Source organism: Microbacterium sp. Leaf151, from assembly GCF_001424225.1.
Lineage (GTDB): Bacteria > Actinomycetota > Actinomycetes > Actinomycetales > Microbacteriaceae > Microbacterium.
On sequence record NZ_LMOR01000003.1, the window covers coordinates 329,776 to 343,244 of the forward strand.

10 protein-coding genes are annotated in these 13,469 nt (G+C 70.7%); 9 read left to right on the forward strand and 1 reads right to left on the reverse strand.

The annotated features are described in order from the left end of the window. Nucleotides 1–223 precede the first annotated feature (223 nt). Complete coding sequence (locus ASF76_RS09105) at nucleotides 224–3,190, forward strand: DNA polymerase III subunit gamma and tau (RefSeq protein ID WP_055956364.1); 2,967 nt, start codon at nucleotides 224–226, stop codon at nucleotides 3,188–3,190. Next, complete coding sequence (gene recR, locus ASF76_RS09110; protein ID WP_055956367.1) at nucleotides 3,190–3,783, forward strand: recombination mediator RecR; 594 nt, start codon at nucleotides 3,190–3,192, stop codon at nucleotides 3,781–3,783. The genes ASF76_RS09105 and recR overlap by 1 nt, the downstream gene beginning before the upstream one ends. 344 nt (nucleotides 3,784–4,127) lie before the next feature. Here recR and ASF76_RS09115 read toward each other — a convergent pair whose 3' ends face one another. Further along, the gene (locus ASF76_RS09115) at nucleotides 4,128–5,525 is read right to left on the reverse strand and encodes a threonine/serine ThrE exporter family protein (protein WP_055956370.1); all 1,398 of its coding nucleotides are present in this window, start codon (nucleotides 5,523–5,525) and stop codon (nucleotides 4,128–4,130) included. A 212-nt stretch (nucleotides 5,526–5,737) separates the two neighbouring features. Between ASF76_RS09115 and ASF76_RS09120 the strand changes: the two genes are divergently transcribed. From ASF76_RS09120 to ASF76_RS09150, 7 genes are all read left to right on the forward strand, one after another. Beyond that, entirely contained in the window at nucleotides 5,738–7,024 is a 1,287-nt protein-coding gene (locus ASF76_RS09120; protein WP_055956374.1) for an aspartate kinase, read from the forward strand. Between the two features lie 271 nt (nucleotides 7,025–7,295). After that, the gene (locus ASF76_RS09125) at nucleotides 7,296–8,366 is read left to right on the forward strand and encodes an aspartate-semialdehyde dehydrogenase (RefSeq protein WP_055956377.1); all 1,071 of its coding nucleotides are present in this window, start codon (nucleotides 7,296–7,298) and stop codon (nucleotides 8,364–8,366) included. A gap of 101 nt (nucleotides 8,367–8,467) precedes the next feature. Further along, nucleotides 8,468–9,940, forward strand: coding sequence for a malate:quinone oxidoreductase (locus ASF76_RS09130; protein WP_055956379.1), 1,473 nt, complete (start codon nucleotides 8,468–8,470; stop codon nucleotides 9,938–9,940). A 7-nt stretch (nucleotides 9,941–9,947) separates the two neighbouring features. Beyond that, nucleotides 9,948–10,553: a thymidine kinase gene (locus ASF76_RS09135; protein ID WP_055956382.1), complete on the forward strand. Its 606-nt coding sequence runs from the start codon at nucleotides 9,948–9,950 to the stop codon at nucleotides 10,551–10,553. 67 nt (nucleotides 10,554–10,620) lie between these two features. Continuing rightward, complete coding sequence (gene galE, locus ASF76_RS09140; protein ID WP_055956385.1) at nucleotides 10,621–11,649, forward strand: UDP-glucose 4-epimerase GalE; 1,029 nt, start codon at nucleotides 10,621–10,623, stop codon at nucleotides 11,647–11,649. Between the two features lie 62 nt (nucleotides 11,650–11,711). Then, a complete protein-coding gene (locus tag ASF76_RS09145; protein ID WP_055956388.1) occupies nucleotides 11,712–12,452 on the forward strand; it encodes a FadR/GntR family transcriptional regulator in 741 nt (246 codons plus the stop codon). A gap of 11 nt (nucleotides 12,453–12,463) precedes the next feature. Continuing rightward, on the forward strand, nucleotides 12,464–13,285 hold the full coding sequence (locus ASF76_RS09150; protein WP_055956391.1) for a siderophore-interacting protein: 822 nt from the start codon (nucleotides 12,464–12,466) through the stop codon (nucleotides 13,283–13,285). Nucleotides 13,286–13,469: the final 184 nt, after the last annotated feature.

Genomic DNA, 13,469 nt, shown 5'->3' on the forward strand with positions numbered 1-13,469 from the left:
GGGTGCGGCCTCGCGGGTGCGTCGAGGACAGGGGATCCCGTGAGAACAGGGCCGGGTGCCCGTGGATCGTCCTGTACCGGCGAGATCTCCTGTTCTGGGGGCGCTGGGGCGTAGCCGAACGGGACCGGTCGCGGCGTGATGCTGGATTGGGAGCGCGGCAGCCGGACGCCCAGCGAGAGGATGCCGCGGAGGCGATGTCGGAGGGACGCCGTAGGCTGTTCGGGTGACGACAGCCCTGTACCGCCGATACCGCCCCGAGGCGTTCGGCGAGATGATCGGGCAGTCGCAGGTGACGGAGCCGCTGATGACCGCGCTGCGCAGCGATCGCGTGGGTCACGCGTACCTGTTCTCGGGTCCGCGCGGCTGCGGAAAGACCACGTCCGCCCGTATTCTCGCCCGTTGCCTCAACTGCGCAGCCGGCCCCACCGACACCCCCTGCGGCACATGCGACAGCTGCGTCGAGCTGGGTCGTGGCGGCGGCGGATCGCTCGACGTGGTCGAGATCGACGCGGCCAGCCACAACGGTGTCGACGACGCCCGCGATCTGCGCGAGCGCGCGATCTTCGCTCCCGCTCGTGACCGGTTCAAGATCTTCATCCTCGACGAGGCCCACATGGTCACGCAGCAGGGCTTCAACGCCCTGCTCAAGCTCGTCGAAGAGCCCCCCGCTCACGTGAAGTTCATCTTCGCCACCACCGAGCCCGAGAAGGTGCTGGGCACGATCCGCTCGCGCACGCACCACTACCCGTTCCGCCTCGTCCCGCCCGCGGCCATGCTCGAGTACGTCCACGAGCTGTGCGAGACCGAGGGGGTCGGGGTCGAAGCCGGTGTGCTGCCGCTCGTCGTGCGCGCCGGCGGCGGATCGCCCCGTGACACGCTCTCGCTTCTCGATCAGCTCATCGCCGGCTCCGACCCGTCGACAGGTTCGGGGACTGAACCGGCCGGCCACGTCCTCGTCCGCTACGAGCGGGCCGTCGCCCTGCTCGGTTACACCCACTCCGAGCTCCTCGACGAGGTCGTCGATGCGTTCGCGTCGAACGACGGCGGGGGAGCCTTCGCCGCGGTCGACCGGGTCGTTCAGACCGGGCAAGATCCGCGCCGTTTCGTCGACGACCTGCTCGAGCGGCTCCGCGACCTCATCATCGTCGCGGCGACCGGCGCCGGGGCGTCCGCCGTGCTGCGCGGGGTGCCCGACGACGAACTCGAGCGCATGGCCCGTCAGGCGACGGCCTTCGGCGTCCATCGCCTCTCGCGCACGGCCGACCTCGTGGTGGCTGCGCTCGACGAGATGACGGGCGCCACCTCCCCGCGCCTGCAACTCGAACTGCTCGTCGCTCGCGTGCTCACCCACGCGGGGGTGTCGCAGGGCACCTCGCCCGCTGCGGCCCACGACCTCGAGGCGGCGCGCGGCACCACGTCGGCCGCGCCGCAGCTCGCTCCGGCCACCGGCCGCCCCGCCTCACCCGCCGCCGACATCGCCGCACCCGGACGAACGGATGCCGCACCGGCGTCGCCGCGCGTCGCGACTCCGGCGATCGCGTCGCCCGGTGGGGCCGCGCCCGAGTCAGGTGCCTCGCACGTGTCGCCTCCGCGCGTGGCTTCGCCGTCCGGCCCGTCGCCCTCCTTCGCGTCGACCGGGATCGCCTCTCCGGGTGCGTCGACCGCCGCTCCGGCCGCGCCTCGCGTCGCGGCGCCCGCCGTCGCCTCGCCGGGTGTCGCCACTTCGGGTGTCGCCACGCCAGCGATCGCGTCGCCCGGCGCAACCGCACCGCCCTCTTCCGCGCCGGCCCCCGCTGCCGAGACCGCCTCGCCGGCTTCCCCGCAGCCGTCGGACGCAGCCTCGCGTCCGTCGGAGGCACCCGCGCGTCCCGAGACGACGCCCGGGCGGGGCGCGTTCGACGACGACGCGCCGCCGCTCACCGACGACGACGCACCGCCTCCGTTCGATGATCCCGAACCGGTCGCCGAGCCTGGGGGCCGCGGGCGCACGCCCGCCGCACGAGCCGCTGCCGACGCGCACCCGTTCGACACAGCGCCCACTCCCGAGACGACCGAGAACTCGGGCGCTGCGCCCACTCCCGACACCACGGCGAATTCCGGCCGCACTCCCGATCCCGCGGTTTCGGCGCCGCAGAACGCGGCCGATCCCGACTCGACGGCGCCCGCGTCCGGCGACCTCGAACCGGCTGCGGCGCCGGCGCGTGCAGCCGCCGCACCGCCCACCGCCGCCGACGACACCGCACCGCCCGCCGCCGCCGACGACACTGCATCAGTTCCCGCGCCCGCGGCGTCGGAGGCAGCTACCGACGACGTCTCACCTCTCGAGGCCACCGCCCCGACCCCGCCGGTCACACCTGTCGGCCCGATCGAGCTCGGGCATCTTCGCGACGCATGGCCGGAGATCCTCGCCCAGCTCGAGGTCGCGAGCCGTGCGTCGTGGCTCGTCGTGTCGACGGCCACCGTGCGCGCCTTCGACGATGACGTGCTGACCCTGTCGTTCCGCGCGGCCGGCGACCTGAACGCCTTCAAGACGCGCACGCCCGACGGGGGTGCGAGCGAAGACCTGCGCCAGGCCATCCAGACCGTGCTCGGCGTCCGCGTGAAGTATCTCGCGCGCCTCGACGGCGACGGTCCGGGGGGTTCCGGTCCCGGGGCACCGCCGCGCGGCCCCGCGGCCGGATCCGACGCCCCTCGCGGCGGGGCATCCGCGAGCGCTCCCTCCGCTCCACGATCGGCGGCGCCGTACACCGCATCGGTCACCGAGTGGGCTGTCGCCCCGATTCCGTCCGCCGACGTCGCCGGGGCAGGGGCCCCCACGACGGGCGCGCCCTCTGCCGCATCCCCCCTCGGCGGCCACACTGCGTCCGCCGGTCTCGCGTCGACGGCTCTGGCCGTCGACGACGAGCCCGACGAGGCCGCCGCGACGCCCGAGACCTTCGCCGTTCACCCCGGTGTGGTGCTCCCGCCGCGTGAGGTGACCCCCTCGGTGCCCGCACCCGACGAGGTCGACGACGACGACGTGATCCCGCCGGCCGACGATGTCGAGGCACCCCTGCCCCCCGTGGTCGTCCCGCGCATGGCCCCGCTCCGCGGCGGTGTCCAGCGGTACGGCGAGGCGGTCGTCCGCCAGGTGCTCAGCGCCACCTACGTGCGCGACGAGCCCTACGAGCCCCCGACGAGGTTCAGCTGATGTACGACGGCATCGTGCAAGACCTGATCGATGAGTTCGGCCGGCTCCCGGGGATCGGCCCGAAGTCGGCGCAGCGCATCGCGTTCCACATCCTGCAGTCACCGTCATTCGATGTCTCACGTCTGTCCACGCTGCTGGGCGAGATCCGCGACAAGGTGAAGTTCTGCGAGATCTGCGGCAACGTGTCCGAGCAGGATCGCTGCTCGATCTGCCGCGACCCGCGACGCAATCCGGTCCTCATCTGCGTCGTCGAAGACGCGAAAGACGTCGCGGCGATCGAGCGCACGCGTGAGTTCCGCGGGCTGTACCACGTGCTCGGCGGGGCGATCAGCCCCATCGCCGGCATCGGCCCCGACGACCTGCGCATCACGCAGCTCATGAAACGGCTCGCAGACGGAACGGTGCAGGAAGTCATCCTCGCCACCAATCCCAACCTCGAGGGCGAGGCGACGGCCACCTACCTCAGCCGCCTGCTGCACACCCTCGAGATCCGCGTCACGCGCCTGGCATCCGGCCTGCCGGTCGGCGGCGACCTCGAGTACGCCGACGAGGTCACCCTCGGTCGCGCATTCGAGGGTCGCCGCACGCTCTGACCGGTGTCACTCCTCGGGCCGGCAGACTCTTCCTCCGATCCCGACAGGCCCGTCCCGGTGCGCCCCGCGGCTCCGGCCGTTCCGCTGTGCACGACAGCGGGTCGTTTCACCGACACGCCGTGTCGGTCCGCCCTGTCGTTGCGTGTCGCCGGTGCCGTCCGTCGTTGTGCTCGCCGCCACTCCGTTCGGCTCATCCGTGCACGACAGCGGGCGGTTGGACCGACACGCCCTGCCGCGGGGCCTGTTCGCGGCGTGTCGGGGGTGCCACCCGCCGTTGTGCACGACGAAGCGGCATCGCACCGAGCGCCGACGCCGCGCCTCCGGCCGATCCGAAGCCTCGGCGCCTACCCGCGCGCCCGCGCTCTGACCCGGGTGACGCTCGACAGCGTCGCGCGCACGGGCTGGCCGAGGTAGATGCCGAGCGAGGCCCCCACGGCGAGGGCGATGCCGATGGTCGCCGCGCCGGCGAGGGTCGTGACGCCGGTCATGAGCACGGCTGCGTCGTCGCCCGACTCCACGATGCCGAGCAGTCCGCGGAACACCGCGGCACCGGGCACGAGCGGAAGGATGGCGGCGGTCGTGATGGCCACCGACGGCACATGCAGGCGGTAGGCGACCACGATGCCCGCGAAGCTGCCGACGAATGCGCCCACACCGCTGGCGGCGGCCACCTCGAAGCCCAATGACGTCGCGCCCACGTACCCGGCCCACGCGACGAGGCTGAGGGCGGCGGAGACGACGATGATCCGGGTACCGGCGCCGTTGTAGACGGCGACGGCGATGGCGATCACAGCGGCGCCGACGAACTGCACGGTGAGGGGTCCCAGCGGCAGGGCGCTGGAGGGCGGCGACATGCCGAGCCCGATCACGCGCACGGTCTCGAGCCCGGCCAGGATGCCCAGCACCACACCGAGGGTCTGCGTCGTGAGTTCCAGGATGCGCCCGGTCGCCGTCAGCGCGAACCCGTCGATGGCATCCTGTGCCGCTCCCACCACGGTGAGACCCGCGAGCATGAGGACGATCCCGGATGCCACGATCACCGACGGACGGATGTCTATGGCGGCATCCAGGCCGGTGTAGCGCAGCAGGGGAGAGAGGGCGGCGACGACGGTCAGCACGAAACCGCCCGCGATCTGCGCGAAGAAGTACGGCATCCGCGCACGGGCCATCACGTGCTGGGTCGTGGCGGCGAGGGCTGCGGCGATGAACGACAGCACCAGCGCGAGCCAGTTGGCGCCGAACATGATCGCGACGCCGGCGGCGAGCGACGCCTGCGAGACGATCACGATGGCCGGGCGGTAGCGGAACGGCAGCCGCCTGATCGCGCGGCAGCGGGTGATCGCGTCGTCGAGAGCGAGTCCGCCGGTGACCTCGGTGACCAGTGCCTGCAGGCGCTGCAACTTCGCGTGGTCGGGCACAGACCCGCGGACCACCCTCAGCAGGGTGGTCGGGTGGTTCGCCCCCGGGCGGCTGTGCGCGATGGTGATCGAGTTGTACGTCACGTCGACGTGCACGGGGTCGAGCCCGTACGCCCCGCACACGCGCACGATCGTCAGGGTCACCTCGTTCGCGGGCGCCCCGACGACGAGCATCGTCTCGCCGATGCGGATGGCGAGGTCGAGGATGCGGGTGGCCAGCGCCTCGTCGATGACCGGGAGGAGGGTCGTGTCGAAGGATGCCGCGTCGGCCGTATGGGTGAGGCGACGCAGCGAGGACAGCCAGTGGCCGGGGGTGAGCGGCATGTGATCGCTCCAGGGGGAGGGGGTGGAACCCGTCGATCCTAGTCGCGACCGCTCGGGAGTCGGCCCGGGGGCGCACGAGGTCGATCGCATGGCGGGGATGGTGGATCATGTACGGGCGCGTATACGCCGTTCCGTAAGATGAACCCTCGGGCGCGGCATCCGGGCGCCCCGTCGTGGTATTCCGACGCACGCCCCTCCCGGGAGTTCCCCTCATGGCTCTGATCGTCCAGAAGTACGGTGGCTCGTCCGTCGCCGACGCCGAGAGCATCAAGCGGGTCGCCAAGCGCATCGTCGACACGCGTCGCGCCGGTCACGAGGTCGTCGTCGCGGTCAGCGCCATGGGCGACACCACCGACGAGCTGCTCGATCTCGCGGCTCAGGTGGCGCCGATCCCCGCGCCCCGCGAACTCGACATGCTGCTGTCCAGCGGTGAGCGCATCTCGATGGCTCTGCTGGCCATGGCCATTCACTCGATGGGGTTCGAAGCCCGCTCGTTCACCGGCAGCCAGGCCGGCATGATCACCGACGCCACGCACGGCGCGGCCCGCATCGTCGACGTCACCCCCGTACGTCTGCGCGAGGCGCTGGATGAGGGCGCGATCGTCATCGTCGCCGGCTTCCAGGGCTTCAACCGCGATACCCGCGACATCACGACGCTCGGCCGCGGCGGTTCCGACACGACGGCCGTCGCGCTCGCCGCGGCGCTCAAGGCCGACGTGTGCGAGATCTACAGCGACGTCGACGGCATCTTCACCGCCGACCCGCGCGTCGTCCCCCTCGCCCGCAAGCTCGCCCGCGTCGGCAGCGAAGAGATGCTCGAGCTCGCCGCCAACGGCGCGAAGGTCCTCTACATCCGCGCGGTCGAGTACGCCCGCCGCCACGGCGTGCTCATCCACGCGCGTTCCACCTTCAGCTCGGGCGAGGGCACCTGGGTGCTCGACGCCTCGAAGACCTCACCGCTCGTCCCCGAGGGAGACACCATGGAAGAGCCCATCGTCGCCGGCGTCGCCACCGACCTCAGCCAGGCGAAGATCACCGTCATCGGCGTTCCCGACGTCCCCGGCAAGGCGGCCGACATCTTCAAGATCGTCGCCAAGTCCGGCGCCAACGTCGACATGATCGTGCAGAACGTCTCCGCCGCGGCGACGAGCCGCACCGACATCTCGTTCACGCTCCCCAAGACCGATGCGGCGACCGCCCTCCGCGCGCTCGCCGCCGAGCAGTCCGAGGTCGGGTTCGAGAGCCTCGTGCACGACGACCAGATCGGCAAGCTGTCGGTCGTGGGTGCCGGCATGCGCACGCACTCCGGTGTCTCGGCGACGCTGTTCGAGGCGCTGAGCATGGCGGGCGTGAACATCGAGATGATCTCGACCTCCGAGATCCGCATCTCGGTCGTCGTGCGCGGCGTCGACCTCGCCGAGGCCGCTCGCCTCGTGCACACCGCGTACGGTCTCGACGGCGACGACGAAGTGACCGTCCACGCCGGCACCGGTCGCTGACGCCGGCGTCGCGTCCGCCTCCCCACTCACCCCCGCCAGGGGTCCCAACCGGAGTAGCGCCCGTCGCCCGGGTACCGCACCGCGCGGACACCACGCAGGACTCTCTCCCTCCGAGGCCGCGCACGACGGTGGATTCCCGCCGATCCGGGGCAGCGGAGCGACAGTTCTCCTGCGTTGTGTCGGTCTGGTCCGCGCCCCACCGCCGCCCGCGCTACCCTGACCCGAACGCCGTCGTCGCGGCATCCGCCCCCGAACACCCGAGGTACTTCGCATGACCCGCATCTCCGATTCCGGAATCTCCCTCGCCGTCGTCGGCGCCACCGGCCAGGTCGGCACCGTCATGCTCGAGATCCTCAGCGAGCGGTCGTTCCCGATCCGCGAGCTGCGCTTGTTCGCCACGGCCCGCTCGGCCGGCACCGCGATCGACTTCGGGGGCCACTCGGTGATGGTCGAAGACGTCGCCACGGCCGACCCCGCGGGTGTCGAGGTCGCGCTCTTCTCGGCCGGCGCCACCGGCAGCCGCGCGCACGCCCCCCGCTTCGCCGAGGCGGGCGCTCTCGTCATCGACAACTCCAGCGCATGGCGCATGGATGCCGAGGTGCCCCTCGTCGTGAGCGAGGTCAACCCGCACGCGATCGACCAGGCCGTCAAGGGCATCGTCGCCAACCCCAACTGCACGACCATGGCCGCCATGCCCGTGCTGAAGGTGCTCGACGCCGAGGCCGGCCTTGAGCGCCTGATCGTCAGCACCTACCAAGCCGTGTCCGGATCGGGTCTCGCCGGAGCCCGGGAGCTCCTCGGCCAGGTCGAGGGCGTCCTCGCCCAGGGCGACGTCGAGCGACTCGTCCGTGACGGCTCCGCTCTCGACTTCCCCGCGCCCGAGAAGTACGTCGCGCCGATCGCGTTCGACGTCATCCCCTTCGCCGGCAACCTCGTCGACGACGGCCAGAACGAGACCGACGAAGAGAAGAAGCTGCGCAACGAGAGCCGCAAGATCCTCGAGCTGCCCGACCTCCGCGTCGCGGGCACGTGCGTCCGCGTCCCCGTCTTCACGGGCCACTCGCTCAGCATCAATGCCGAGTTCGCCCGCGACCTCACGCCCGAGCGCGCCCGCGAGCTCCTTGCCGACGCTCCTGGCGTGCAGCTCGAAGAGGTGCCGACGCCGCTGCAGGCCGCCGGCACCGACCCCAGCTACGTCGGCCGCATCCGCGCCGACCAGTCTGCGCCCGAGGGCAAGGGTCTCGTCCTGTTCATCAGCAACGACAACCTGCGCAAGGGTGCGGCGCTGAACGCGGTGCAGATCGCCGAGATCGTCGCGCAGAAGCTCTCCACGCGCGTCTGAGCAGACGGCATCCGGATGCCGTGAACCGGGGTTGTCTCGACATCGAACCGACCGATCTCTCGATGTCGAGACACCTCACGGCTCGCACCTAGAATCAACGGGTGACTGAAAACGTCGATGTTCTCCTCATCGGTGGCGGCATCATGTCCGCCACTCTCGGCACGCTGCTGAAGGACCTCCAGCCCGATCTGAAGATCGCGGTGCTGGAGCGCCTGAGCGACGTCGCGCAGGAGAGCTCGAACGCGTGGAACAACGCCGGCACCGGTCACGCGGCGCTGTGCGAGCTCAACTACACGCCCGAGGGCAAGGACGGCGTGATCGACCCCGCCAAGGCGGTCACGATCAACGAGCAGTTCCAGCAGAGCCGTCAGCTGTGGGCGTCTCTCGTGGCCGAGGGAGTGCTCGACGAGCCGTCGACGTTCATCAACGCGACCCCGCACATGACGTTCGTCCGCGGCGAGAAAGACGTCGCGTTCCTCCGCAAGCGTTACGAAGTGCTCAGGCAGCAGCCGCTGTTCGCCGGCATCGAGTACAGCGAGGACTCCCGCGTCATCAATCAGTGGGCGCCACTGCTGATGCAGAAGCGTCGCAAGGGCGAGCCCTTCGCCGCGACCCGTGTGCCCGCCGGCACCGACGTCGACTTCGGCTCGCTCACGCGGCAACTCTTCGCGAACCTCCGTGAGAAGGGCGTCGAGGTCGTCACCAATCACGACGTCAAGAAGCTGAAGAAGCAGAAGGACGGCACCTGGGAGGTCTCGTATCGCCACGTGATCGGCGGCACCCCGGGCTCGATCAACGCGAAGTTCGTCTTCGTCGGCGCGGGCGGCTGGGCGCTGAAGCTTCTGCAGCGCTCCGGCATCCCCGAGATCAAGGGCTACGGCGTCTTCCCCATCGGGGGGCAGTGGTTGAAGACCTCGAACCCCGACATCGTGTCGAAGCATCAGGCGAAGGTCTACTCGCAGGCTTCGGTCGGAGCCCCGCCCATGTCAGTGCCCCACCTCGACACCCGCGTCGTCGACGGCGAGTCGGCCCTGCTCTTCGGCCCGTTCGCCACCTTCAGCCCCAAGTTCTTGAAGAACGGCTCGATGCTCGACATCGTCACGCAGGTTCGCCCGCACAACATCGGGCCCATGCTCAAGGTGGCGATCGACAACCCCAGCCTCATCAAGTACCTCGTCGGCGAGCTGCTCAAGACGCACGCGAAGAAGGTCGAGAGCCTTCGCGTCTTCATGCCCGCCGCGAAGGACGAGGACTGGGAGCTGCTCGACGCCGGTCAGCGCGCCCAGGTCATGAAGCGCGACAAGGCCAAGGGTGGCGTGCTGCAGTTCGGCACCGAAGTCATCACCTCCGAGGACCGCTCGATCGCCGGGCTCCTCGGGGCGTCTCCGGGCGCGTCGACGGCCGTGTCGATCATGCTGGGCCTGATCAAGACGTGCTTCCCCGAGCGCATGCCCGCGTGGGAGCCGCGCCTGCGCGACCTGATCCCCAGCTACGGCGAAACGCTGAATACGCGTCCGGAGGTGGCTCGTAAAGAGCTCGATGCCACCGCCCGCGCGCTCGCGATCAACCCCTGAGGCAAACGTGGCGAAGCTGTACTTCCGCTACGGGGCGATGAACTCGGGCAAGTCCACGGCCCTGCTGCAGGCGGCGTACAACTACGAGGAGCGCGGTCAGCGCGTGCTGCTGGCCAAGCCCGAGATCGACACGAAGGGTGCCGCCCAGATCGAGAGCCGTCTCGGGGTGATGCGTGCGGTCGACTTCCTCGTCGGCCCCGACGACGACCTCCGCGAGGTCTTCCAGGCGGCCGCGGGACACGCACCCGTAGCCTGCCTGCTCGTCGACGAGGCGCAGTTCTTCACCCCGTCGCAAGTCGACGACCTTCTGCGCGTCGCCGTGCTCGACGGCATCCCGGTGCTGGCCTACGGCATCCGCACCGACTTCCGCACCGAGGCCTTTCCCGGTTCGGCACGACTGCTCGAGATCGCTCACAGCCTCGAGGAGCTCAAGACCATCTGCCGGTGCGGTCGCAAGGCGATCTTCAACGCCCGTCTGGTCGGCGGTCGCTTCGTCTTCGACGGCGACCAGGTCGCCATCGACCAAGGGCAGATCCAGGGCGAGGTCACGTACGAATCCATGTGCGCCGTCTGCTACCTGCGCGAATCCGGCGGGCGGCTCGACGGGCGCTGATCTCGTCATCGGTCTCGCGGAGCCGACGCTTGCGAGCGGTGTCGCCGCTGACCGATAGCCTGGGGGCATGCGCGTACTCCTGGCCGGCGGTGCCGGTTACATCGGAACTCACACGGCCGTGGCTCTGCTCGAGGCCGGCCACGACGTCGTCCTGCTCGACGACCTGTCGGGGACGCACGCCGTCGCCGCCGAACGGGTGGAGCAAATCACCGGAAAGCCCGCACCGCTGGTCGTCGGAGACGCTGCCGATGATGCCGTCGTCGCCGCCGCGTTCGACGAGCACGGCCCGATCGACGCGATCATCCACCTCGCCGCGTTCAAGGCCGTCGGCGAGTCGACGCAGAAGCCGCTGGCTTATTACTCCAACAACCTCGACACCACGTTCGCGCTGCTGCGGGTGGGTCTCGCCCACGGCATCCGCTCGTTCGTATTCTCCAGTACCGGAACCGTCTACTCAGATCCGGCCGACCTGCCGTTCACCGAGGAGTCGAGCACGAGCGTCGACCTCTCGAACGCGTACAGCAAGTCCAAGCGCATGAACGAGGTCGTGCTCGCCGACGTGGCGCGGGTGAACCCCGAGCTGAACGTCACGGTCCTGCGCTACTTCAACCCGGTGGGTGCGCACCCGTCGGGCCTCATCGGCGAAGATCCCGCCGGCATCCCGAACAACCTGATGCCCTACGTCTCGCGCGTCGCGATCGGCACGCTCGACGAGATCGGCGTCTTCGGTGACGACTACGACACCCCCGACGGCACGGGGCTGCGCGACTACATCCACGTCGTCGACCTCGCCGAGGGGCACGTCGCCGCCCTCGAGCGCGCGCAGCCCGGACACCAGGTGTTCAATCTCGGCACGGGCCGCCCGGTGAGCGTGCTCGAGCTCGTCGCATCGTTCGAGAAGGCGGTGGGCCACGACCTGCCGAAGAAGATCCTCCACCGCCGCCCCGGCGACGTCGCCGCCACGTACTGCGACCCGACGAAGGCCGGCGAGCTGCTGGGGTGGCGTACGCGCCTGTCCATCGACGACGCATGCCGCGATTACTGGAACTGGCAGACCACCAACCCCGCCGGGTACGTCACGGCGGCCGACGCCTGATCGGCCGCGCGTAGGGTGGTGTGGTCCGGCCACACCGCACGACCGGTCGAACAGGGGATGCCATGGCCACCACCGCACCGCGAGCGTGGCAGGTCGTCCTCGAGCGGATCGAGAGCGATCTGCGCGACGGGCGTCTGACGGCCGGCGACCGGCTGGTACCGGAACGAGAACTCGCCACACAGCTCGGTGTCGGCCGATCGAGCGTCCGCGAGGCGGTCCGCGTGCTCGAGGTGCTCGGCGTCGTTCGCACCGCGACCGGCTCGGGGCCCACGGCGGGGGCCATGATCGTCACCACTCCCCGCGGGGGCCTCGCGGCCTTCCTGCGGCTGCAGGTGGCGGCCAACGGCTTCCCTCTGGCCGATGTCGTGCGCACGCGCATCGTGCTCGAATGCGACGTCGCCGAGCGCCTCGCGCAGGCGGACGTCGACCTCTCCGGCGTTCACGACGTGCTGGGGGCGATGGATGCCGACGGCCTGACACCCGAGGAGTTCCTCGCCCTCGACGCGCGCTTCCACCAGATCCTCGCCGAGGTGTCGGGAAACGCCGTGATCTCGGCCATGATGGCCGGACTCCGCAGCTCCATCGAGGCGTACACGGGGGCGGGCGCCTCCCGCCTGGATGCGTGGCCCACGGTGGTGGACCGGCTGCGGCGCGAGCACCGGCACATCGTCGACGCGGTGTCGCGCGGCGAGGCCGACGAGGCACGTGAGGCCGTCCGCTCCCACATCACCCGCTACTACACCGAGGTGGCGCAGGCTCAGCGTGCCGACGTCGCCGGTTCCGCCATCGTGACCACCGCCTGAGGAGGACCCCCGTGACAGATCGACCCGCGCGTCCGCCGCGTCCCCAGCACATCCTGCACGTCGTCTCGACCGAGCGACTGAGTCCGCACCTCGTGAGCATCCACGCCCGCGGCGATGACCTCGCCGCGTTCCGCGAGAGCCCGCACACCGATCGTTACGTGAAGATCACCTTCGCCAAGCCCGAGCTCGGTCTCGAACCGCCCTACGATCTCGCCGCGCTCCGCGAGACCCTCCCTCCGGAAGACCTCCCCGTGACACGCACCTACACGGTCCGCGCGGTGGACGGCGATCAGGTCGCCATCGACTTCGTCGTGCACGGAGACGAGGGGCTGGCCGGCCCCTGGGCCGCGCGCGCACAACCCGGCGACCGTCTGGTGGTGTCGTCGCCCGGCGGGGGCTACGCGCCGGACAGGGCCGCGGCGTGGCACCTGTTCATCGGTGACGAGTCGGCCATCCCGGCCATCGCGGCGGCTCTCGAAGCCCTGGCACCGGATGCCACCGGGGTGGCGTTCCTCGAAGTGCAGAACGCCGAAGAGCAGCTCGATCTCGTCGCCCCGGCCGGGGTGCGCATCGTGTGGGTGCATCGCGGTCGAGCGGAGGCCGGTGCGACCCCGGTCCTGGCGGACGCGGTGGCCGAATGGCAACCGTCCGACGGGCGGGGTCAAGTGTTCGCGCACGGGGAGCGCGAGAGCATGAAGGCGCTGCGCGACATCGTCTTCGGCCGGTGGGGGCTGGCGCGCGATCAGGTGTCGCTGTCGGGGTACTGGGCCTATGGCCGCACCGAAGACCGCTTCCAGGCTGAGAAGCGCGAGCCGATCGGTCAGATCCTCTGAGGTAGTCGAGGGTTTCGCGCCGCGGGCAGGCTGGCGATGCCACGCCATCCCGCCGGCCGCGGCGCCGTCCGGTGACCGCGCGGGTGGACTCCTGCGTGGTTCGGCGACTGCGCGGGTGGACCGGAGCCGTCGAGTGTCCGCGACCGGGATCGCGGGGCTGGATGGAACGGCCGCGAGCAGTCGG

What these genes read in the sequence shown, in the direction of transcription:
- recR (WP_055956367.1), top strand. Translation starts at nt 3,190, where the DNA reads ATGTACGACGGCATCGTGCAAGACCTGATCGATGAGTTCGGCCGGCTC.
- ASF76_RS09115 (WP_055956370.1), bottom strand. Translation starts at nt 5,525, where the DNA reads ATGCCGCTCACCCCCGGCCACTGGCTGTCCTCGCTGCGTCGCCTCACC.
- ASF76_RS09120 (WP_055956374.1), top strand. Translation starts at nt 5,738, where the DNA reads ATGGCTCTGATCGTCCAGAAGTACGGTGGCTCGTCCGTCGCCGACGCC.
- ASF76_RS09125 (WP_055956377.1), top strand. Translation starts at nt 7,296, where the DNA reads ATGACCCGCATCTCCGATTCCGGAATCTCCCTCGCCGTCGTCGGCGCC.
- galE (WP_055956385.1), top strand. Translation starts at nt 10,621, where the DNA reads ATGCGCGTACTCCTGGCCGGCGGTGCCGGTTACATCGGAACTCACACG.
- ASF76_RS09145 (WP_055956388.1), top strand. Translation starts at nt 11,712, where the DNA reads ATGGCCACCACCGCACCGCGAGCGTGGCAGGTCGTCCTCGAGCGGATC.